The 23,021-nt window shown below is 40.1% G+C and carries 13 protein-coding genes; 7 read left to right on the top strand and 6 right to left on the bottom strand.

Going from position 1 to position 23,021, the window contains the following annotated elements; genetic code table 11:
• Positions 1 to 558: 558 nt before the first annotated feature.
• Both AC07XU_RS09015 and AC07XU_RS09020 read left to right on the top strand, forming a co-directional pair.
• The gene (locus tag AC07XU_RS09015) at positions 559 to 3,609 is read left to right on the top strand and encodes a SusC/RagA family TonB-linked outer membrane protein (protein WP_494943311.1); all 3,051 of its coding nucleotides are present in this window, start codon (positions 559 to 561) and stop codon (positions 3,607 to 3,609) included.
• Positions 3,610 to 3,614: 5 nt separating this feature from the next.
• Positions 3,615 to 5,309 (top strand): RagB/SusD family nutrient uptake outer membrane protein, encoded by a 1,695-nt coding sequence (locus AC07XU_RS09020; RefSeq protein WP_494943312.1) that lies wholly within the window; start codon positions 3,615 to 3,617, stop codon positions 5,307 to 5,309.
• A gap of 67 nt (positions 5,310 to 5,376) precedes the next feature.
• On the opposite strand, the gene AC07XU_RS09025 is transcribed toward AC07XU_RS09020, so the two are convergent.
• The 3 genes from AC07XU_RS09025 to AC07XU_RS09035 form a co-directional block, all read right to left on the bottom strand.
• Positions 5,377 to 6,312, bottom strand: coding sequence for an endonuclease/exonuclease/phosphatase family protein (locus tag AC07XU_RS09025; RefSeq protein WP_494943313.1), 936 nt, complete (start codon positions 6,310 to 6,312; stop codon positions 5,377 to 5,379).
• A gap of 9 nt (positions 6,313 to 6,321) precedes the next feature.
• Complete coding sequence (locus AC07XU_RS09030) at positions 6,322 to 7,707, bottom strand: FAD-dependent oxidoreductase (protein WP_494943314.1); 1,386 nt, start codon at positions 7,705 to 7,707, stop codon at positions 6,322 to 6,324.
• Positions 7,708 to 7,784: 77 nt separating this feature from the next.
• Positions 7,785 to 9,056: an MFS transporter gene (locus tag AC07XU_RS09035; protein WP_494943315.1), complete on the bottom strand. Its 1,272-nt coding sequence runs from the start codon at positions 9,054 to 9,056 to the stop codon at positions 7,785 to 7,787.
• Positions 9,057 to 9,713: 657 nt separating this feature from the next.
• On the opposite strand from AC07XU_RS09035, the gene AC07XU_RS09040 reads away from it, so the two are divergent.
• From AC07XU_RS09040 to AC07XU_RS09055, 4 genes are read left to right on the top strand one after another with little or no spacing between them, the layout of a single operon-like run.
• Positions 9,714 to 10,958, top strand: a complete 1,245-nt coding sequence (locus AC07XU_RS09040) for a metallophosphoesterase (RefSeq protein ID WP_494943316.1) — start codon at positions 9,714 to 9,716, stop codon at positions 10,956 to 10,958.
• A gap of 53 nt (positions 10,959 to 11,011) precedes the next feature.
• Positions 11,012 to 11,860, top strand: coding sequence for an FKBP-type peptidyl-prolyl cis-trans isomerase (locus AC07XU_RS09045; RefSeq protein ID WP_494943317.1), 849 nt, complete (start codon positions 11,012 to 11,014; stop codon positions 11,858 to 11,860).
• 22 nt (positions 11,861 to 11,882) lie between these two features.
• A complete protein-coding gene (locus tag AC07XU_RS09050) occupies positions 11,883 to 14,885 on the top strand; it encodes a SusC/RagA family TonB-linked outer membrane protein (RefSeq protein WP_494943318.1) in 3,003 nt (1,000 codons plus the stop codon).
• 4 nt (positions 14,886 to 14,889) lie between these two features.
• The gene (locus AC07XU_RS09055; protein WP_494943319.1) at positions 14,890 to 16,584 is read left to right on the top strand and encodes a RagB/SusD family nutrient uptake outer membrane protein; all 1,695 of its coding nucleotides are present in this window, start codon (positions 14,890 to 14,892) and stop codon (positions 16,582 to 16,584) included.
• Between the two features lie 658 nt (positions 16,585 to 17,242).
• Here the strand turns inward: AC07XU_RS09055 and AC07XU_RS09060 are convergent.
• Complete coding sequence (locus tag AC07XU_RS09060; RefSeq protein WP_494943320.1) at positions 17,243 to 17,617, bottom strand: hypothetical protein; 375 nt, start codon at positions 17,615 to 17,617, stop codon at positions 17,243 to 17,245.
• A gap of 272 nt (positions 17,618 to 17,889) precedes the next feature.
• Positions 17,890 to 18,099, bottom strand: a complete 210-nt coding sequence (locus tag AC07XU_RS09065; protein WP_494943321.1) for a hypothetical protein — start codon at positions 18,097 to 18,099, stop codon at positions 17,890 to 17,892.
• 194 nt (positions 18,100 to 18,293) lie between these two features.
• Here AC07XU_RS09065 and AC07XU_RS09070 point away from each other — a divergent pair, with 194 nt between their 5' ends.
• Positions 18,294 to 19,094: a helix-turn-helix domain-containing protein gene (locus tag AC07XU_RS09070; protein WP_494943322.1), complete on the top strand. Its 801-nt coding sequence runs from the start codon at positions 18,294 to 18,296 to the stop codon at positions 19,092 to 19,094.
• Between the two features lie 678 nt (positions 19,095 to 19,772).
• Here the strand turns inward: AC07XU_RS09070 and AC07XU_RS09075 are convergent.
• On the bottom strand, positions 19,773 to 23,003 hold the full coding sequence (locus tag AC07XU_RS09075) for an error-prone DNA polymerase (protein ID WP_494943323.1): 3,231 nt from the start codon (positions 23,001 to 23,003) through the stop codon (positions 19,773 to 19,775).
• Positions 23,004 to 23,021 lie beyond the last annotated feature (18 nt).

Raw genomic sequence — 23,021 nt, forward strand, 5'->3', positions numbered from 1 at the left:
CTTTTAATTTAATTATATTTTTTTCCGTTTAATATTAACGAATGACCTGAAAGTTAAAAATATTGGGCATTACATTTTAATTTTAAACTGGAGTTCAATTTTTAAATGCTTCTTCTAGCATGGTCTTCACCCTCAATTTATTTCGGGATATTTCTTGTCGCAAAGATGTTGAAATAAATTCAGCATGACGATTAGGCTATATTTGTAGCTAATTAAGGAGAATTATAAGAAATCAATAATCGAACTCAGGTTTTAAGCTGTAAATTTTAACAATCATTTTTAATTTTATCCATGAGTAAAACTCATGAATAGTCCCTGGTGCCTGTCTTTTGAACATTTTTATTCGATACGTTATAAGTTAACTAATTGTTAACATATCTTTACTATTAACTTATATTTTGTTTTATTTGTTTTTATTTTATTTATTTACATAAAATTTATTCAATTTATTGAAATGAAATTAAACTTAGTGCGTAGTAATTTGAATGTTATTTTGTTTTCATCAATTGCTGAACTAGTTGATTTTATCAATTTTTTATCGAACACATTATAAACCTTATGACAAAAAAAAACTATTATGTATTGCTGTTTTTGCTCATTTTATCTTTAAAAGCATTAGCACAACAAATGCAGGTAACTGGAAAAGTTACAGATGATATTGGTGGAGTTCTTCCAGGAGTTACCGTAACGATAAAAGGCACAACTAATGCTGTTGTTACAAACGAAAAAGGCATATATGTATTGCCAAAAGTTTCAGGTAGTGCAATCTTGGCATTTTCTATGTTGGGCATGAAACCACAAGAAGTTGCGGTTGGTAACCGAAACACAATTGATATCTCTTTAAGTGGCGAAGCTTTTAGCTTAAACGAGGTTGTAGCTATCGGTTATGGGGTGTCTAAAAAGAAAGATCTTACAGGTTCTGTGGCTACAGTTAGTGGTGAAACCTTAGCTAAAAGAGCAACCACGCAAGTATCTCAAGCTTTGCAAGGAACGATGCCAGGTGTAACTGTAACCCGATCAAACAGTGAGCCTGGTGCTACTGCCACTGTTAGGGTTAGGGGTGTAACAACCATTGGAGATAGTAGTCCTTTGGTAATTGTTGATGGTGTGCCGGTTAGTAGTATGGATGATGTTAATCCAGATGATATTGAAGATATTTCAGTTTTAAAAGACGCTGCTTCTGCCTCAATTTACGGAGCAAGGGCGGCAGCTGGAGTGGTGATCATTACCACTAAAAGAGCCAAATCTAATCAGGTGAATATCGATTTTACCTCTAATTTTGGTTTCGATGCTCCAACGGCCTTTCCGGAAACTGTGGGCGTGCAAAGGTACATGCAAATGATCAATGAGTTTTCATGGAATGATGCAGGTAACGTGCCAGGAGGAGAATACAGCTTGTACCCTAAAAACGATATCGAAAATTGGCTAACATTAAACCAAGCTAACCCAAACCGTTATCCAAATACCAATTGGTTAGATCTAATTGTTAGAGATCGTGCACCACGTTTTAGTCAGAACATCTCATTTTCGGGAAGTTCTGGCAAGGTAAAAACTTTTGCTTCCCTAAACTATGAAAATGTAGACGCATTGTATGCGCATAGAAACTACGAAAGAACAATGGCCAGGGTTAACAATAGCATTGCTATTTCGGATAAGTTTACCGCTAACGTAGATTTCTCTTACAATTACGTAGTAAGAAAAAATCCTTCTGTTAACCCGATCTGGGATGCACAACGCTATCCTGCGGTTTTTCCGGCTACATGGGCCGATGGAAGAATTGCAAGTGGACAAAATGGGAGCAATGGTTATGCCGCACTAGAATATGGTGGTTTTAACAACAGCACTGTAAGTAGGTTAAATGGCAGAATTTCACTACAATATAAGCCAATTAAAGACCTTAGTTTTACGGCTGTAGTTTCTCCCTATTTATCAAATACCAAAGGGAAACAGTTTACCAAACAAATTCCTTATTTCTCTGATGAAGACCCTACCTTGCGTTTGGGCTTTATTGCTGGTTATGCTACAACTTTCTTAGTAGAAACGCGTGATGATAGTAAAACATTTACAAAGCAGTTATTGGCAAACTACGACAAGCAAATTGGCGATCATAGCTTTAGTGCATTAGCGGGTTACGAAGATTATACCTTTTTTGCCGAATCACTAGGCGCCCGTGCTGATAACTATACTTTAACTAATTTCCCATATTTGGATTTAGGTCCGTTAGATTATACTTCTAATACTGGTAATGCTGTAGAAACTGCTTACCGTTCTTATTTCGGTAGGGTAAATTACGATTACAAAAAGCGTTATTTGCTACAGGCTAATATCAGGTATGATGGTTCGTCTCGTTTTCATCCAGATTACCGTTGGGGAGCATTTAGCTCAGCATCTGTTGGTTGGGTAGTAACTGAAGAAGCTTTTATGCCTAAAATTAAAGCTTTATCTTATTTAAAGTTTAGGGGATCTTGGGGCCAATTGGGTAATGAAAGAATTGGTAATTATCCATACCAGTCATCTATCGGGTATTCTAATGCATTATTTTACCAAGGAAATACGGTAGTTTCAGCAACCACAGCGGCTCAGTTTGCTTATGCCATACGTGATATTTCTTGGGAAACTACCGAAACTGCGAACATTGGTTTCGATGCTACTTTTTTAAATAACCGTTTATCGCTTACGGCAGATTATTTTCAAAAGAAAACAAAAGATATGCTGTTAGAATTAGAAATTCCTGATTACATGGGTTTCGAAAATCCTAATCAAAATACTGGTGTAATGACTACCAAAGGCTGGGACGCTCAGTTGTCATGGAAAGATAAAATCGGAAAATTCGGCTATTCTGCAACTGTAAACCTATCAGATTCTAAATCAAAAATGGGAAATTTAGGAGGTACTGTATTTACAGGAGCTCAGATTACCAGAGAAGGAAGTGAGTTTAACGAATGGTACGGCTACCTGTCAAACGGTATCTACCAAACGGCAGCAGAAATTACAGGGTCTCCAAAATTATACAATAGTGTAAAGCCTGGCGATATTAGGTATGTAGATATAAGTGGTCCTAATGGAGTGCCTGATGGGATTATTAGTCCAGATTACGACCGCGTACAGTTGGGTGGCTCTTTGCCACGTTATGTTTTTGGTGGTGTGATTAATATGGATTATAGTGGTTTTGATCTGTCACTGGCATTTCAAGGTGTGGGTAAACAAAATGCAAGGTTACCAGAGCAAGTGGTTAAGCCATTTAATTCTTCATGGACTAATCCGCCAGCGATAATAGATGGTAAATATTGGAGTGTTTACAATACGCCAGAGCAAAACTTAAATGCTCAATATCCGCGATTATCTTACACCTCGGGAGAAAATAACAATTATGTGATGTCTGATTATTGGATGATCAATGGTGCATATTTACGTCTTAAAAACGTAGTGTTGGGATATACTTTTCCAACAGCATGGACGTCGAAAATAAAAATTGATCGTGTTAGGCTTTTTGCTTCGGCTACCGATTTATTTTCAATAGATAATTACCCAAAGGGATGGGATCCAGAAGTTGCCTACAATACCTATATCAGCAAAACATTCAATTTCGGACTATCAGTTAAATTTTAAGCAGGATGAAAAAAATATTAGTATTATTAGCATGTATCAATTTATTTGCGGGATGCGCAAAATTAGATCTCAATCCATTGTCTGAAGGATCTTCTGAAAATTGGTATTCAGATGAAACAGAAATCGGATTATCTCTAAACGACTTATATAGAACCTATTTATGGGAATTGGAGAGTGATTTCAATGCAGAGCGGATGAGTGATAACTGGACACAGCGACAGGCTATCGATGCTTTTCCGGCAGGATCGGTTACCAGTACATGGGGCAGGGGTACGGATTTATGGTTAAATACCTACAAGGGAATTACCAGAGCAAATACCATTTTAAGTAGTTTAGATAAGGCTGTGGGTAAAGTACCCGAGGCAAAAATTAAGCAATTGGCAGGTGAGGCCTATTTTATGCGTGCTGCTTATTATTCACGCTTAATTTTTTACTATGGCGATGTTCCTTTTTATAAAGAAACCATTAGTATTGAAGATGCATTTAAGCTGGGGCGTACCAATAAGGCTACTATTTTAGCTAGCATTTACGAAGATTATGATAAAGCAATAGCAAGCTTACCCATTACTTACTCCTCTGCTGAACTTAAACGTGCTACCAAAGGAGCAGCTTTGGCTTTTAAGGCAAGAACTGCTTTGTACATGGGCGATTTTGCTCTTGCCAGAGATGCAGCAAAGGCCTGCATGGATTTAAAAACCTACACGCTTCATGCAAACTATGGCGACTATTTTTTGTCTAAAACCAGAAATTCGGCAGAAACCATTTTTGCAATCCCACGTTCTTTTACTTTGGGTGTTTCGTGGACAGCTACAAATTTTTATACCCGCACAGCTGGCGGCAGTGCCGTTGCTCAACCATCATGGGAAGTTTTTTGTGCCTATACCTGTACCGATGGATTGCCTATTGATGAATCGCCATTGTTTAACCCAAGGTTGCCTTTTGACAACCGTGACCCAAGATTAAAAGCAACCATTGCCGAGTTTGGTAAAGAGCATTTAGGTTTTATTTACGATCCAAATCCAACTGCATTAACGGTACTAAATGTGGCTACAGGTAATAGAGTGGCCAATAAAGACAATAGGGCAATAGATACTTTTGCTGCTTATAATGGTTTAGCCCTAAAAAAAGGGGTTGATGCAGATTGGTCGGATGATAAACAAACAGATTTTGATATTAGGATAATGAGGTATGCAGATGTGCTTTTGATGTATGCTGAGGCCAAAATAGAATTGAATGAAATTGATGCTAGTACGTTAACTGCAATCAATACGGTAAGGGCAAGGGCTTATGGGGTTCCGGTTACCTCGGCTACTTTATATCCGGCAGTTACCACAACCGACCAAACGCAGTTGAGAAAAATATTAAGAAATGAGCGACGTGTAGAGTTTGTTTGGGAAAACAGAAGGTTTGATGATTTATTGAGATGGCGCTTAGCAGAAAAAGCCTTGAAAAAGCCAATATTTGGTGTGCTTGATCCTGCGGTTTTTAAAACTAGAGTGGTAGATAAAGGGTTATATTTCTTTTCTCAAACCCCACAAATAGACGAAGATGGAATTGCCGACTTTAGCGCTTTGCAAGCTGAAGGAACAGTTAAGCTGTTGGTGAACCGAGCTTTTGATAAATCTAAACAATATTTATTTCCTATTCCTTCTAAAGAAATCCTAATCAATAAAAACTTGGTTCAAAATCCAGGTTATTAGATTAGTAAAATCATGAAAAAAAAAACCATCTGTATTGTGCAGATGGTTTTTTGTGATTAAGTTATAGCTAAGTAAATGCAATCTCAGCACTTACAAAATAATGATCGCTAGGATAAATTCCATCAACCATTTCATCAATAATTTTAGCTTGGCTAGTATTAATGTTTCCTTTGGAAAAGATAAAATCGATTTTTCCGATATTTTTTTGATTAGCTTTTGAATACGCTTTGCCTAGAAAATTATGGAAGGTTGCTCCCGGTTCCGAATCGCCATGTATAGTACGGTAAGTATCTTTCCAGCCTCCGTTGGTAATAATGCTATACACTGGGTTTGTAGCATCAACATTAAAATCGCCAATTAACAATTGCGGAAAATCTGCTGCATATTGGTTGCTTTCTTTCACTATCAGTTGTCCCTGTTTATTTCTGGCTTCCTGATCTTTATGGTCTAAATGAACAGCCATTATTCTAAACTGCTTCCCGGTGTTTTTATCTTCTAATCTCAACCAATTCACATGTCTTGCTCTGGCTGTATTCCATGATTTGCTTCCTCCAATTTCTGGCGTTTCAGATAGCCAATAGCAGCCAGCAGCAATCATTTGATACCTTTTTTTAGCATACATCACTAAGTTTTTTGCAATGCCATTATAGGTTCCTGGATTAAGATCCATTTCTGGGCCCTCAAAACCAAAACAACAATAATCTTGCATTTCACTTTTAAGGTCATCTGCCTGCACTTTCAGTACCTCTTGAAAGCCTATTAAATCTGCTTTTTGAGCTTTAATGAGATTAATACAAGCTTTTTTTCTTGCTGCCCATCCTCTTCCAATGGCATCGTCTTCTGGTAATGCTACCCTAATGTTGCAGCTAAGTACTTTATGGATGTTTTGATCAACAGGGGTTGAGGTTTCCTGAACCACAGTGGTAAATCCCGAAATAGGGACACAAGAAGCCGTTATTGCTAAACTAGATCCCTTAATAAAATTTCTTCTGGATAAAGACATTTTGTTGAATTAAGATTCTACCAATGTTGTCGGATTTAAAAAAGCTCCTTTTGCTGTCAGCTCTTCGCGAAGTTTAGCTACATCTAACTGAGAAGGAGCTACGCCAGCACGAATAGCTAATTTTGCTGCTCTACCAGCGGCTTCCCCCATGGCCATACAAGGTGCCATAACACGAATGGCCGACATCGCCTCATGTGTGGTAGAAATACATCTTCCAGCAACGATTAAATTTTCTATGTTTTCAGGGATTAATGAGCGATACGGAATGTCGTAACAATCCCCACACCATTCTAAAGTACATCCGCCACCTTGTGGGTGGTGAAGATCTAAGGGGTAGCTGGCAACTGCAATTGCATCGTCAAATCTTTGGCAACCTAAAACATCCGCAGCCGTCATTACATATTTGCCTACAATTCTACGAGTTTCTCTAATGCCAATAAATGGTGCCATCTTCGTAAAATGAGCATTTTCAAAGCCAGGCACGTAATCAATTAAATATTTTTGTATATCATGTATCTGCCTTCTGCCTTCGGCTTCGCCCCAAGTTAAACTTGCAGGGTCTGTTCCGTCAAGTCCATTTACTCTGGTCATATTTACCCAAACTTCTCCTTCTCTCAATCCTGTAATTACAATGGTTCGCTCTGTGGGAAGTTTTAATCCATCTTCAGTAGCTTTTTTAATTAATGAACGTAGGCCAACTACAATAAACTGATTGTTCTGTCCGAAATAATCGTTAGGAATAAAATCTGTCAAATAAGTACGGGGCTCTTCAGCTATGCTTAAGCGTAATTTTTCAGTATCAACGCCACCTAAAGCAAACATTAAAGTTGGGGGTTGTACGCCGCCAATATCATTGCCTTGTTCGCAAGTTACTCCTGCACGATAAGCAACATCTGCGTCACCAGTACAATCTATAACTGTTTTGGCCAATATAACTTCTCTGCCAGATTTACTTTCTATAATTACACCTTTAACGGCATTACCTTCTTTAATTACACCAGCAAAAAATACATACAGCATTACTTCAACACCACTTTCAATCAGCATTTCTAGTCCTACATTTTTTACAGCCTCAGGTTCTACCAAAGTTAAGCTCATGTGTAAAGGGCAGGGGCGATGCTCACTTGCTGCATTTTTTGCTTTAAGTCTATCTATAAATTTCTGGGGAATACCTTTAATAATTTGATTTCCTTTTTGTCCTAAAAAACCTAAGATAGGTAAGCCAATAGTCATGTTGCCGCCCACAAAACTGCGGCTGTCAATTAACATCACTTTCAGTCCGTCTTCTACTGCTGCTTGTGCTGCAATTAAGCCTGCAGGGCCTCCGCCTACTACGAGTACATCTACATTGGCCCGTACTGGTAGTTCTTTTGCGGCTTCTGTTATTTTTTGCATTTCAATTTTCATCTGTATTGGGTTGTTTTTAATTGTGATGAAGCTATCATGATCTATTTAACAAAATCATGAAAGCTTCAGCCTATAGTGTTATAATGTGTTTTATTTTTAATTACTTTTTTTGGTTTTTCTGGTTTAATCATGGTCCATAAAATGACAACTCCGATCGGGTGTAAAAATGCCATAGCAATAAAAATCTGTTCTGCGCCAACCTTCCCCATAAACTGACCAACAAAATAATTGAAACATACGGCTCCAACAGCTCCAAAACCACCAGCTATGCCTAATACACTGGCCACGTTACTGCTCGGAAATGCCTCTGCAACTACTACGCTAACCGTAAATAGCCAGCTTAAACATGCGATGGCAACTATGCTAAAAATCAATAAAGTTGAAAATGCCGAAGGCAGATAAGGGGTTAAAATGCATAGTGGCGAAAGTACTGCGACTGTACTTAGCATTATTTTTCTGGCATTCAAAGGTTGTCTTCCTTTTCTTACCATATAATCAGACCATGCCGAGGTTCCAATGGCTCCTAAATCTGCCACTAAAAAAGGTATCCATCCATACAGTCCCATTTCTTTTAAAGATAGACCAGATTGTTCCTGTAAATATCCTGGGAGCCAAAATAGGCAGAAGTACCAAACAGGATCTGTTACAAATCGGATCAATAGAATGCCCCATAAGCTTTTGGTTTTCCATAATTGGCCCCAGCTAAAACCTTCTCTCTCTACAGCTGCCGATCTACCAGTAGCTTCTTCTAGTATTTTCGCTGGAGGATCGATATAGATTAAAATCCACATTAAGGCTATAATTAAACCTACAACTCCAGCAACAATAAATACGGTATGCCAATCATATTTAATGGCAAGCCAAGCCACCAATGGCGGTGCGATAATAGCGCCAATTGAACTCCCTGCTACACAAAGGCTGTTTGCTGTTGCTCTTAATTTTCCAGGAAACCAGATGGTAACAACTCTTAATTGAGCTGGAAAGTTAGTAGGTTCCGCGGCTCCCAACATGCCCCTAAAAAATGAAAACTGACCCACTGTTTTCGAAATTCCTCCACCAATAGAGGCTAATGACCAGCCGATAATACCGAAAAACATTGTCAATCTTGCTCCAAATCTATCAACTAGCCACCCCGTTACCGGATACATAAGGGCATAACAAATGGTAAATATGTTTAAAATGAAGGCATAGCCGTCATCACCAAGGTTGTATTCTTTTTTAATAATTGGTTTTAGAATGGAAACAATTTGCCTGTCGAAATAATTAAAAACGATTGCCAGAAAAATAACTGCAATAATGAGCCATCTTCGTTTTTCTGGAGCTAGTGTTTTTGTCATTGAATTTTATATTTGGTTAAACTAGGGATGTCATATTAACTTAATGTGTTATATGTATTATCAAATCAACAAAATAAATGTTTTAAAACAAAATTAAATTAAATAAAATTTAAATAAAATATTTTTAAATGTATTATAGTTGATTCAATTTGATATCTGATTGCTTTAAAACCCACTCTTAAGTAATTGTTATTATTCCTAAATGATGTAGTGATCATAAATATAAGTGCATGAAATTTGTTTGTGAGCTGCTAAAATTTGGCTGATATGAAGTTTATTACCTTCAAAAATTAGAACTTTAATTTCGTTACATAAATTTAACATTGTGTTAATGTGAAAATATTTGTTTAAAACTCCATTAAAGCCTTTATTATTCATTTTTAGCCACTTTTTAGGATAAATAGATGCTTTAAAAATGTTTATTTTAATTTTATTTGCTTTTAAAATTATTTTATTTAGTTTTGATATGAAGTAAAAAAGTAATTATTTACTTTACTTTATTAAAAAGCTAATCATTAGAAATTTTCTAAGATTAAAGTAAAATAGGAAATCAACCCAAGGGATTTATCTGTGTAGGTAGAAAAAAGCTGGTTTCGTGTGGCGTAAGGGATAGAGGTAATCAATAATCAACATAAATAGTATACTAAACCAATTAAAATGAAAATTTTTGAACGCATTGACCAAAACATGTTTTGGTACAAATCCCACACGCACCTTTCGAGAAAAGGTTTATTTTTAATTTTTCTATTGTCTGCATTTAGTTGCAAAAAGACTGCTCAAGACCTCGCAATGAATAATCTTCAGGACAACCTAACAGTAGATAAATCAGCCAACCAAACAGCTGCGGCAGATGAAACATTTTATATCGCTGTTATTCCTGATACTCAGTATTACACTGATCCTGACGACACTCACAATGGCACCATGACTATGTTTAAAAACCAAATAGATTGGATTTTAGATAACAGAACCGATTTGAATATCCAGTATGTTGCTCATGTAGGTGATATTACCGACAATGGCGATAAGCCTGGTCATTTTGATGAATGGCAAAATGCAGATAGCCAAATTAAAAGAATGCACGATACAAATATGCCCTATGGCCTTGCTGTAGGCAATCATGACCAATGGTGTAATGGAGACCCTGGTTCTGGGGCTACCAATAATGGTTACGGCTACTATTATAGTAAAACCCGCTTTACTGGAAAAACGTGGTACGGTGGCAACTTTACTACAGTTGGTTCAGATAATAACGATAACCATTGGGACAAGTTTACTGTATTTGGGCAAAAATATGTAGTAATATACATCGAATTTAATGAGCCTAACAATGGTTTTATGCCTAATGGCAGTGGTGGCTGTGTAGAAATCGCTGGTCAATCGCCATACAGTTCTACCATAGAAAGTAATGTTTTTGCTTGGGCCGACAACGTTATTCAAGCTAATCTAGATGCAAAAGTGATTATTGTTAGCCACAGCATTTTAGCTCCTTCTGGAGGTTTAAATGGAACGCATGGTGCAAAGGCGGGCTTGGCAACTGACAACCCTCAGGCTCCTTACACAGCTCAAGGAAATATTATTTCGGCCTTTGCTCAAGCACATCCTACCGTATTTATGATGCTTTCTGGCCATAGAACTGGCGAAGGCTATCGCAGAGATGTTTACGCTGGGCACGTTGTGAAAACCTTCTTATCAGATTACCAAGCTAGAGAAGTTGCTACTATTAATGGTGTTGATGTGCCTAATAATTCAGCCACTAAAGGTGGTGATGGTTTTATGCGTATCATGAAATTTAACAAAACGGCAGGCACAATCGAGGTTCGTACCATTCAACCTTTGCCTGGTGCCAATGGAGAAGAAACCGACAAAGACAGTAAGTTTACTGTTAGCATGTATAACTAATATTAATAATGGCTGGTTCAGTAGTTTCTGAATCGGCCATCAAACTTATTTGTATGAACAATATAGCTGCCAACTTTTTGGTGTTTATTGTGTTGGTGTTAGCAGCCTGTACTAAGCCCGGTTTTAAAAAAGGAAACGGTGCGTTGCAATACCAAATTGCTGAAGACATAAGTGGTCCAGTAATTGGAAAACTGGCAACAGTATATATTACCTACAGTGAAGCTACTGGAAACGGTAAATTACTTGCTGGTACCGGTAAATTCGATCCTCAGCTTACAACTGTTTATGCAACAAATACCAAATTTCAAGGTGATCTTCAAGATGCTTTTCAGTATTTGAGCGAAGGTGATAGTGCTGTAGTTAAAGTTAGCCTCGATTCAATCAAAAAATATAACAACTCTCCATTACTTGCTATAGATACCTCAAAATACATGATTTACACCTTGCGCATCCATAAGGTAATCAATCAAAACGGAAAAACTGATAGCGGTTATCTGCAAAGGGTTCAAGCTTATGAAAAGGAAGCAAAACTAAAACGGAAAGAAGATGAGCCTGGGAAAATTAAAAGGTATCTGGCTTTTAATAAAATGAATTATAAAGCTACATCAACAGGATTGTTGTACCCAGCTGATTTAAAGACCGTAAATAATACAGGAAAAGAATTATATGTAAGCTATATAGTAAGCTCATTAGATGGCTTAGCATACCTTACACGATATGAGAAAATTAGACCAGATCAGGCTCGCTTCGTCGGGCTTAATGAAGCGCTTACTCTTGCTCCCAAAGGGATGAAGACGAAAGTCATCATTCCCTCTCATTTAGCTTATAGCGCCACTGGAGACAAGTTTAAAATGCCTCCATACACACCGCTCATTTGTGAATTTACCATCCTTGATAAATAAGATTAAAATCAAACCACTAATTATGAACCCATTTTTATCAAAATTCTTAAGAGGCAAATGGCATTATTTGCTCTGCCTCCTCCTTTTTAGCACTAATGTAAGCTATGCGCAAACGGTTGTTACTGGTACTGTGAAAGACGAAAAAGGAGAAACTTTACCTAGTGTAGGTGTAAAGTTAAAAACTGGCAGTACCAACACGGTATCGGATATCGACGGAAAATATAAAATACAGGTTAGCAAAGCAAACGACACGCTGATTTTTACTTACATTGGCTTTAAACAATTGGAAGTTCCTTTGCTAGGCAGAACTAATCTAAATGTTTCTATGGCTGCCGACAACCAGCTATTAGGTGAAGTGGTTGTTGTAGGTTATGGCACACAAAAGAAAGTTAATCTAACCGGTGCAGTTTCAGTTGTTTCTTCAAAGGATTTAACCATGCGGCCTGTGGGCCAAACCTCTGCGGCACTACAGGGATTGGCGCCTGGGGTTACGGTTACGCAAAACTCTGGCCGCCCAGGTGGTGATGCTGGAACAATTAGAATACGCGGAATTGGTACGCTAAATGATGCAAATCCACTTATACTTATAGATAATGTTGAAGGCTCATTAAATAATATCGATCCAAATATTATTGAATCAGTGTCGATTTTAAAAGATGCTGCCTCAGCCTCTATTTATGGCTCCAGAGCTGCTAATGGGGTAATTTTAGTAACAACCAAAAGAGCAAAATCTAATCAACTAACTGTAAGCTACAATTCATACGCAGGTGTGCAGAAGCTTACCAATTTGCCAGATCTCGTGAATGCGGTAGATCATATGACTTTGACCAATCTTGCATATACAAATACTGGTAGAGCACCACTTTTTAGTAACGCTGTGATAGAAAATACCCGAAATGGAACTAATCCTGATCTCTATCCCGATACAGATTGGCAAAAAGAAGTACTTAGGGGTTCTGGCTTTATGCAAAACCACTTTGTAACCATTAATGGTGGCGGTGAAAAAGTAAGATTTTTAACTTCATTTGGATATTTTGATCAAGCTGGCTTATTAGAAACCTCTAATTTTAGAAGATTTACAATTCGCAATAATGCAGATGTGAAATTCTCCGATAAACTGAATATGAGCATTGATGTGCAGATTAATAACAGAATTACCAAAGAGCCTGGTCGTGGAAGCAGTTCGGTTTTTAACCAGATGAATAGAATTGCGCCTATTTTTGCTGGTGTATTTTCAAATGGAAATTATGGCGAAGGCTCAAATGGAAATAATCCAATCGCCTATAGCGGACCAGATGGTGGATTATCTAAAACAAGCAATCCTGGTTTATTGCTTAATGCTACATTAAGTTATAAACCGTTTAATTGGCTACAGGCCGACGTAACAGTTGCTCCACGCTATGACCAAGCAGATGAGGATGTCTTTGTAACAGCCATTAAAACTTACAAAGCAGACGGCTCGGTAGCCTTTACTTCTCCTGCTCTTGCATCTCTGGATGTAACGAACAGCAGGAGCTTTTATAATAATTTTCGAGGTACTTTAACCGCAACTAAAGCGCTTAACAAACATAATTTTAAACTATTAGCAGGAGCTTCTAGAGAGGATTATACCAATAATAACCTAACAGCATCTAGAACAACCTTTACTTTTCCAGATTATCCGGTACTGGGAACGGGTTCTTCTGCAACCCAATTAAATAATGGATCAAGAGCTGAATGGGCACTCCAATCTGCTTTTGGGAGGTTTAATTACAATTTCGATGAGCGCTATCTACTTGAAGTTAACGGTAGATATGATGGTTCTTCAAGATTTGCCCAAGGAAAACGCTATGGATTCTTTCCGTCTGTTTCTGCAGGTTGGCGAGTTTCTCAAGAGAAATTCTTTCAATCTTTATCATCTGTAATTCCCGAATTTAAGATCAGAGCATCGTGGGGTAAATTAGGCAATCAAAACATTGGAACTTATCCGGCCATTTCGCTGATCCAGCTGGGAGCTTACTCTATCGGAAACCAAACCTATACCATAGGGGCGCTTAATGATGCGGCTAACAGTAATATAACTTGGGAAAGTACCGAAATGAAAGACATTGGTTTTGATGCTATAATTTTCAAGAAGCTGAATGTAACATTTGATTATTATGAGCGTACCACAACAGACATTCTTTTGAAACTAGATGTCCCAATTATTACTGGTCAAGCGCCACCTTTTCAAAATGCAGGTACAGTAAAAAACAAGGGATGGGAGCTAGGTTTAAATTATGCAGGCAATGTTAAGGATTTTAAATACTCTATCGGTGTTAACCTTTCTGATGTAAAGAATAAAGTTACCGACTTAAAAGGAGTTAACCGTACCGGTATTACAGTAAGTAATGAGGGTTATGCCATTAATTCTTTATACGGCTTTGAAGCAATAGGTTATTTTACCTCTGATGCGGAAGTTGCTGCTAGCCCAATTCAGTTTGGTGCAGTAAAAGCTGGCGATATCAAATATAAAGACCAAAACGGCGATAATAAAATTACCGACCTAGATAATGTAATTATTGGCAATACCATACCAAGATATACCTACAGCGCTAACATTAATTTAGCCTACAAAAATTTAGATCTGGGCATATTTTTACAAGGTGTGGGCAAAGCCAATGGTTATTTATACGAGCAATCTGTTATGCCGTTCTTTAATGGTGGTACTGTTCAAGAAATGCATAAGGATAACTGGACTCCTCAAAATACAAATTCAGCATTTCCACGTTTGGCCTTTGGCGAATCTAATAATGAAAAGACATCAAGTTTTTGGATTAAGGATGCCTCTTATCTCCGTCTAAAAAACATTCAGCTCGGCTATAAATTTTCTTCTGAAATTATTAAAAAGGTGGGGCTAAAGAGTGTTAGAATTTATGCAAACGCAAGCAATCTTTTTACGTTCGACAAATTTTGGGATGGATATGATGTGGAGGCACCTGTTGGAACGGGCAATATATATCCACAGGTTAAAGTATATAATTTTGGTTTAGATGTTAATTTTTAAGATCATGATAAGTAAAAATTTAATTTCAGCTGTTGCTGGATGTTTATTTTTAGCCCTGTTTGGAGGCTGTAAAGACGAGTACCTGGAAAAAATACCATTTAATCCGTCGTCTGTATCATTTTATTCCAACCAAGACGAATTACAAATTGGCTTGTTAGGATGTTACGCCCAATTAAATTATCAGGAGCAAAACTATGGTCTTGGGAATTTGCGTGTGCCATGGCATATTTTTATAGACGCTACCACAGATATTTGCTGGGACCGTACCAATGGTGCTTTACAAGACATAGGAAAAGGTACTATAGATGCAAATAATGGAGTGGTTTTGGTAAAATTTAGAGAAGCTTACAAAGGAATAGCTCGATGTAATTTTCTTTTGGATAATGTTGTGAAGTTAAAAGATAAAATTCCATCAACTGTTTACAACCAGTCTATTGCCGAAGCCCGCTTTATTAGAGCATTGAATTATAGTTATTTGCTCACCTTGTATGGCGGAGTGCCTTTGGTAACCACAACGCTAACCATTAATGATTCGCAGATTGCTAAAAGCACCAATGCAGAAATTGCAGATTTTGTGATCAATGAAATGGATGCAGTGGCTAAGGATTTACCACTTAATCAGACCATCATCAACGATGGCCGTGCAACTAAAGGGGCAGCGCTTGCCATTAAAGCAAGAACAGCTTTGTATAACGAAAAATGGGACGTTGCTGCTCAAACTGCTAAGCAAATAATGGATTTAAACAAATATGCGCTCCATGCCAACTATGGCGAATTATTTAAGTATGCAGGTGAAAGCTCTAAAGAAATTATTTTTTCGCTGCAATACGCCAAAAATGTAAATACGCATACCACGCCAAGGTATTTCCTTCCAAGGCTTCCGGGTGGCGTTTGTGATAAGGTTCCATTTCAGAGTTTTATAGATTCTTACGAATGTACAGACGGATTGTCAATTGATGCTTCTCCTTTGTACAATCCGCAAAAGCCGTTTGCGAACCGAGATCCTAGGTTATCATTTACATGTGGTGTACCAGGAGATCGGTTGTTTGGCTATCAGTTTGAAACTCATAAAGATAGTTTGCAAATTTGGAATTATAACGTTACACCAGCTGTAAGAATAGCCAATACAGAGGCAACGCATGCATTCGCTTCGTTCACAGGGTACGTATTTAGGAAATATTGCGATGAAACTGATAGGACCGACTTACAGAACTCGGAAATTAACATTATACTTATGCGTTATGCCGAGGTACTTTTAACTTATGCTGAGGCTAAAATAGAGCTTAATCAGATAGATCAATCTGTGTATGATGCTATAAATTTGGTACGCAGACGAACCACTGTAAATATGCCAGCCATTACCGCCAATAAAACACAAGAGCAATTAAGGTCAATTGTACGCAAAGAGCGTAAATATGAATTTGCCATGGAAGGGTTACGCTTAGCAGATATCCGCCGTTGGAAAATAGCTGAACAGGTATTGGTAGGACCTGCCTATGGCAGAATACCAAGAGGTTTGTTGGCAAATGCACCGGTAATTGATGTAAATGGATCTCCTAACTACAGTAATGTTACCAACCGTGCAGATATGCGTATAATTGAAACTAAGGTGTTTAATAAGAATAGAGATTATTTATGGCCTTTCCCCGCTATAGAAGTACAAACAAATAAAAAACTTGTTCAGAACCCTAACTATTAAAAGCGTTTAGGATAATGGGTTTGGTAAGTAATCAAAAAACTCGCCCATGCTCGATAAAATCTAGAATAATAGGGTTGGAAATACCATCGTTATTATTCTTTTGATTGTCCATCAGCCGATTCCTGAATTTTGACCTTAATTGTAAGAGATCAATTTCCAAGATGACCAATTGACATCTAAAGCGATGATTGTTCCTTTGGATATTATATTTTAATATGAAATGTTTACACGATGAACTAAGGTAACACCAAGGTTAAAGACCTATATTGGATTAAGAACAATGTGATATAAGCAATGTTAAAATTAACATCTGCATTAGAATTGAGTTGGTATCTAAGTCAGGTTAGCGGCCTAAACTATCGTATAATGTTCAATTGTATGGTACAATCTATTCTGAAAAAATATAAGTTCTTTATCGGCATATACGTAAGTTAACTATCATTGGACTTTGCTGTATGCAGCAAGGGGCCTTTCTATTCCACCGAAAGATAAATAATAACAGGGACGATATAACAGAATTAATCAAGGAGCTGAAGGGATTATCTGTGGTCAATGAAGTATCTGAATGTACAAAGGTTGCAGGTTTTAACATTGCGGTAAATCACAGCCATATGAGCAAGGGAGCAGCAAAAAGAGATCGCAAGATTTTATGATGTAGTTATTGGCGCAATGCGGGGATTGCCGAGTTTCTGAAAAAGGAGGGGCGTTGTGCAGGTCTTCGGACAAGGGGCTTCAGGCAGCGGTCGCAGTGGTAGGTATTGTAGGTTACCTTTCCCCATTTCAGCTCGTTCATCTTATAGCCAAGAAAGTTGTCTATGTCGATGGGATTGAACGTGCCGATCTTGCGGTTGGTAAATCCCTTGACCTCGAGCCATTTCTTAAAGTGTCTTACCACGATCTTGTTGTTGTTGAGAGCTATCTTTACGTCGCGGATGACTGCCACTGCTACGCCCGGTACACGTTCCCTCACTGTTAGCTCTGCGCCCAGCTTTCCGATTTCGAGATAGAGCGGATCCTTCCCGCCGGAGGGCATCCCAATAGTTCTCGCCTGTCCCGCGTTTCTTGCAGGTGAACAAGATAGCAAACAGGCAACGATGGTGGCCGCCGCTATTAGTCGATGTCTAAGCACATGATATCATAATGTTAACTGATTTTTTGCGGTTATGGTAAGGTAGACCTCAACACACCCAGAATATATGTAAAAAACTGTCCGGCCATCCGCCATCCTATTTTTAAGCCGGCAACTGGGAATGTTCAGTTTTATCCCATTCAAAAAATAACTATGTGCTTCCCAGATGCAATCGCTCACGGACCGGGGATCTGGTCGGGAACGATGATCGATATGCTGAGGATATCGATGTCAGCCTCCACCAGTATCCTGCATATGGACGGGACCTGCTCGATGTTCTCATAGGCGATGTTGACCCAGCCATTTTCGGGCGAGACCGACGCGGAGAAGAAATTAAGCAGTCCGGCCGTCCGGTAGTTGTCACTGGTGTTTATCGCAATTATCACTGTTTTTTGGTTTTATTTTGGGTGGAGAGATCAGGTCGGATGAACTAGACCAGCTGCCCGTACAAAGGTATTTGGCACCGATGGGGAAAACTTGGAGAAAAGCGAACGCCTGGGTATTATGAATTGGGTATCTTCTAACATTTGCTACTGTTAATGCTTTGCAAAGATGTATCTTTACACCAGATAGATTGGAAATGGAAAAGTTTAGCTACAGCGAGTATCGGGTACCAAGGAGCATGTCCCTATTCGTGAAGAAAATCTGGACGCTTGATAACCTGGAAAGTTCCTCTTTGGTGCTGGACAGGTTTGCCCTGCCCAACGGCTGCTTCAACATTGCGATCATCAGGGGCAGCGGCCTTGAAATTACCCACAGGGAAACAATGATCCATTTGAGGCCGGGAACCTATTTTTGCGGTCAGATGACCGAATCACTTGGTATAGAGATCCGTCCCAACAGTAGGGCGACGATGTTGCAGCTCTTTCCATGGACCCCCAGCTACTTTACCGGCCTGGGCATGGACAGTTATGTCGATCGCTTTTGCCGCGCCGATGATATTCTGCCAGATCTGTCCGTGGATACCAATCCCTCCAATGGTGAGCTCTGTCGGTCGATAGCGGCAAGTTGGGGATGGCTTGCAAAGAGTGGAAGGCCCGCAATGGACCTGCAACATTCCACTTCATTGATCATGGAGTCCTGCGGTGATATCACCATCAAAGCGGTGTCGGCGGAGATGGGCTGTTCTGCAAGATACCTCCAGAAGCTTTTCAAAAAAGGCCTAGGGCTTACACCCAAGAAATTTGCTGATATCATAAGGTTAAGAAGTATCGTTGACAAGATCGCTAGTTCAGGGGAGGGAAGATCAGATTTTACGGGCCTTGCCATCTCAAACAGTTTTTACGACCAGGCCCATTTTACCAACGCATTTCATGCCATGTTCAAGACAACGCCGAAGCAATTTGACAGTAAGGCCTATTTTTTGTCCTACATCAGGTAACTACAGGAGGTTTGCCCACAATAGAGAAGTTATTTTGTCGCAATGGCTATTATACCGGCTTCAAATTTGACTTCAGTTCGGGTGAACAGTTTGGAACGGAACAGGGTGGCCACTTTCACCGAAATAAACACATACCTACGCCCTTCCAATCCGTGCAGATTAACTATGCGAAAATTATAGTTTTCCATGTTTATTAACGCAATAAATTGTAATAAACTTATGTGTTGAAGTTCTATAAAACTACATTATCTGAAAAATAATCAGCCAAAACTCAGTCATTAAACTTCGAAATGCGGGCAAAAAACTTAAATTATGATGAAAATAAAACAGTGTTAAAAACAAAATTATCCACTAATAAATTTCATTTTTTTGGAAAATTCAGCCAAATTTCGTTGATTAGGTAATAGGATTTTTATAAAAATTCAGCTTAAATACCTTTTAATGCAGATTTTTGATGATTTTTAACATTTAAAACTCTGCCAAAACTCATCCAAATCACTCAAAGTGATGGATAAAAAACCCCAAAATATTTCAGTGTTTTCCAATGTAGATTTCCCTCATCTCTTAATGAAAGCAGATGCACTAAATTGCCAAACTTTAATAATGCACAATAATGGTGGTTACTCATGGTTCAAAGTTAAATACATCTCAAAATTAAAGTTTTTGATTGTCTATCGATTACTTAAAATTCCTGCCCCCATCAAATATTTCCTGGGGAGTTGCCTGGCGTACCTGCGAGCGTTTGTTTTCTGCCGGGTAGGGCGGTGATTTTTCATCGGCTCTAGATAGCGTCAATATCGGGAGCTGGTCATCATCCTTTTCGGTCAGTCCTTTGAGCAGTTTTGTAAAATCAAAGCATTTGGAAACGATCACGTTCACAACGCCGCTCTCCTTTTGCACCTTGCCCTCTACCATAAGTAGCCTGGAGTGAAGGATTTCCTTGCGGTAGGTCTCAAAGAGTTTTTCAAAGACCACAAGATTGGAAAACCCGGTCTCATCCTCGATGGAGATAAAACATACCCCGCCCGCAGTTCCAGGGCGCTGGCGCACGATCACAAGACCTGCTACCTTTGCGATCCTACCGTTCTGGGTATCGCGGATTTCCTGCGAAGATTTGACGTTAAAGAGCCTGAGCTTTTCGCGCACCAGACTGACCGGATGCGCTTTGAGCGAAAGCGCGGTCGAGGCATAGTCCTGAACCACATGTTCACCTTTGCTCATTAGCGGAAGTGATATCTGCTGTTCCTGATCTGATTCCGAAGGCTGTCCTTCAAACAGCGCTTGCGGCCTGTCTTTTAGTGCGGATACTTCCCAAAGCGCCTGCCTGCGGTCCAGGCCCATAGAACGGAAGGCATCCGCATCGGCGAGCCGCTCCATCGCGCCCATGGATACCCCTGAATCCAGTAGCGAATGCAGATTTTTATAGCCCGTGCCCCTGGCTAGCACCAAAGCTTCCATATCATCTTCGCGGATTCCGGAAATCTGCCTAAATCCCAATCTCAACGCACAATATTTGCCCGATTTTTCTTCCAGCTTATTGTTCCACTCCGAAATGTTTACATCGATCTGCCGAACCTCTACGCCATGGTTCCTTGCATCGATGACCAGCTGGGCGGGCTGATAAAAGCCCATCGGCATAGAGTTCAAAATGGCACAGGCAAACACATCAGGGTAATAACATTTGAGCCAGCAGGAAACATAGACCAGTAGTGCAAAACTTGCCGCATGGCTTTCAGGAAAGCCGTAAGATCCAAATCCTTCCAGCTGCTTGAAAACCCGTCGAGCGAATTCCTCGCTGTAACCTTTCTTTGTCATACCATCGACCAGTTTCTTTTCGAACTTGGTCACCATGCCATGCATCTTAAAGGTGGCCATTGACCTGCGCAGTTCATCCGCTTCAGCCGGGGTAAAGCCGGCAGCGACGATGGCAATCTTCATGGCCTGTTCCTGGAACAGGGGTACGCCCAAGGTTTTACCGAGGATCTCTTCAAGCTCCTTGGATGGATATTCTACGGGCTCCTCGCCATTTCTGCGCCTAAGGTAGGGATGCACCATATCTCCCTGGATGGGGCCAGGGCGAACGATGGCCACCTCGATCACCAGATCGTAAAAGCAAGATGGGCGGAGCCTTGGGAGCATCTGCTGCTGGGCACGGCTTTCGATCTGGAAGACCCCGATGGTATCCGCTGCGCTGATCATTTCATAGACCTTTGGGTCATCCTCCTTATTGATCGAGGCCAAGGTAAGGTCCAGGTCATAATGTTTTTTGGCCAGATCAAATCCCTTTCTGATACAGGTCAGCATGCCCAGTGCAAGTACATCAATCTTTAAAAACCCAAGCGCATCGATGTCGTCCTTGTTCCATTCGATATTGGTGCGGTCTTCCATGCGGGCATGGAAAATGGGGCAGAGGTCGGTCAGTTTGCCCCGGGTGATCACAAAGCCCCCGGTATGCTGGCCGAGCTGCCGTGGAAAGCCCATCATCTGGCGGGTGAGATCCAAAACCTTGACCAGAAGCGGATCACGGGGATTGAGGCCCTGCTCGGAAACTCGGTTAGATTCAAACCACTCGTCTGTAAATTCCCAGATCGAGGCCGACAGCCGGTCGATGGTATCGGTGGACAGTCCCATGGCCTTTGCCACATCGCGAAGTGCCCCCTTTTGGTGGAGATGGGTAACGGTCGCTACGATCGCTGCGCGGTCACGGCCGTACTTGTTATAGATGTACTGGATGACCTCTTCACGTCTTTCATGCTCAAAATCCACATCGATATCTGGCGGCTCGTTACGGGCAGAGGAAATAAAGCGCTCGAAGAGCAGATCGAACTTGGTGGGATCGACCGAGGTAATACCCAAACAGTAGCATATAGTGGAATTGGCCGCAGAGCCACGTCCTTGGCATAAAATCTTTTGCTCCCTTGCAAACCTGACGATATCATATACGGTCAGAAAATAACTCGCATAGTTCATTTCCTTGACGAACTTCATTTCGTGGTTGATGTTGTCGAGCACCTTTTGGGGCAGGGGAAGGCCGAACATTTCCTCGGCTCCCTTCCATGTCAGGTATTCCAGTTCTTCCTGGGGTGCCCGGTCTCCGGACAGAATTTCCTCTGGGTAAACGTATTCCAAAGAGTCCAAAGTGAACTGGCATTTTTCAGCGATCTCCAGTGTATTTTCAATGGCATCTGGATATTGGCGGAAGAGGCGATGCATTTCCTCGATGGGTTTCAAATGCCGCTCGGCATTCATCATCAAGCGAAAGCCCGCATTGTGGATGGTACATTTTTCCCGCACACAGGTCAGGATATCTTGGAGTTCCCTGCGTGAAGGGCAATGATAATACACATCGTTGGTAGCCACCATGGGTACGCCAAGCCTTTTGGAAAGCTCATCTAACCTGAACATCCGTTTCTGGTCCTGTCCTTGATAGTTGCGGTTTGCCGCTAAATAGAGCGAACCGTTTAAATTTTCTTTGTATTCTTTAAGGGCTTGGCCAAAGCTGGGCTCAAAATCAAAGCCCTTGGAAAGCGCATCAGGAGGTATCGCAATAAATAGGATATCTTTTTGGTTGTTGTAAACATCATTTTTATAGAGGAAGCATTTGCCTTTTTCAGCTCTAAAATTTCCTTCGCTGAGCATAGCCGACAGCCTGCCATATGCTTCACGGTTGGTGGGATAGGCGAGAAGGGATGGGCCGTCCAAAAGATCAAGTCTACAGGCTGGGATGATTTCAATGTTATGCTTTCGAGCTGCGCTATGCGCTCGAACGATTCCTGCCATCGTGTTCACGTCAGTTATGGCTATCTTAGGGTAGCCGAAGGCGGCTGCCTGTTCAATAAGTTCCTCGGGGTGCGATGCGCCCCTTAAAAAGCTGAAGTTGGAAGTAACCTGTAGTTCGCAGTAGCCCATAATCGTTTTCTCCTATCG

This window comes from Pedobacter sp. GW456-11-11-14-TSB4, assembly GCF_059424425.1.

Excerpts from the sequence above, each read along its gene's own strand:
- AC07XU_RS09015 (WP_494943311.1), top strand. The coding sequence starts at position 559 with ATGACAAAAAAAAACTATTATGTATTGCTGTTTTTGCTCATTTTATCT.
- AC07XU_RS09020 (WP_494943312.1), top strand. The coding sequence starts at position 3,615 with ATGAAAAAAATATTAGTATTATTAGCATGTATCAATTTATTTGCGGGA.
- AC07XU_RS09025 (WP_494943313.1), bottom strand. The coding sequence starts at position 6,312 with ATGTCTTTATCCAGAAGAAATTTTATTAAGGGATCTAGTTTAGCAATA.
- AC07XU_RS09030 (WP_494943314.1), bottom strand. The coding sequence starts at position 7,707 with ATGCAAAAAATAACAGAAGCCGCAAAAGAACTACCAGTACGGGCCAAT.
- AC07XU_RS09035 (WP_494943315.1), bottom strand. The coding sequence starts at position 9,056 with ATGACAAAAACACTAGCTCCAGAAAAACGAAGATGGCTCATTATTGCA.
- AC07XU_RS09040 (WP_494943316.1), top strand. The coding sequence starts at position 9,714 with ATGAAAATTTTTGAACGCATTGACCAAAACATGTTTTGGTACAAATCC.
- AC07XU_RS09045 (WP_494943317.1), top strand. The coding sequence starts at position 11,012 with ATGAACAATATAGCTGCCAACTTTTTGGTGTTTATTGTGTTGGTGTTA.
- AC07XU_RS09050 (WP_494943318.1), top strand. The coding sequence starts at position 11,883 with ATGAACCCATTTTTATCAAAATTCTTAAGAGGCAAATGGCATTATTTG.
- AC07XU_RS09055 (WP_494943319.1), top strand. The coding sequence starts at position 14,890 with ATGATAAGTAAAAATTTAATTTCAGCTGTTGCTGGATGTTTATTTTTA.
- AC07XU_RS09060 (WP_494943320.1), bottom strand. The coding sequence starts at position 17,617 with ATGCCCTCCGGCGGGAAGGATCCGCTCTATCTCGAAATCGGAAAGCTG.
- AC07XU_RS09070 (WP_494943322.1), top strand. The coding sequence starts at position 18,294 with ATGGAAAAGTTTAGCTACAGCGAGTATCGGGTACCAAGGAGCATGTCC.
- AC07XU_RS09075 (WP_494943323.1), bottom strand. The coding sequence starts at position 23,003 with ATGGGCTACTGCGAACTACAGGTTACTTCCAACTTCAGCTTTTTAAGG.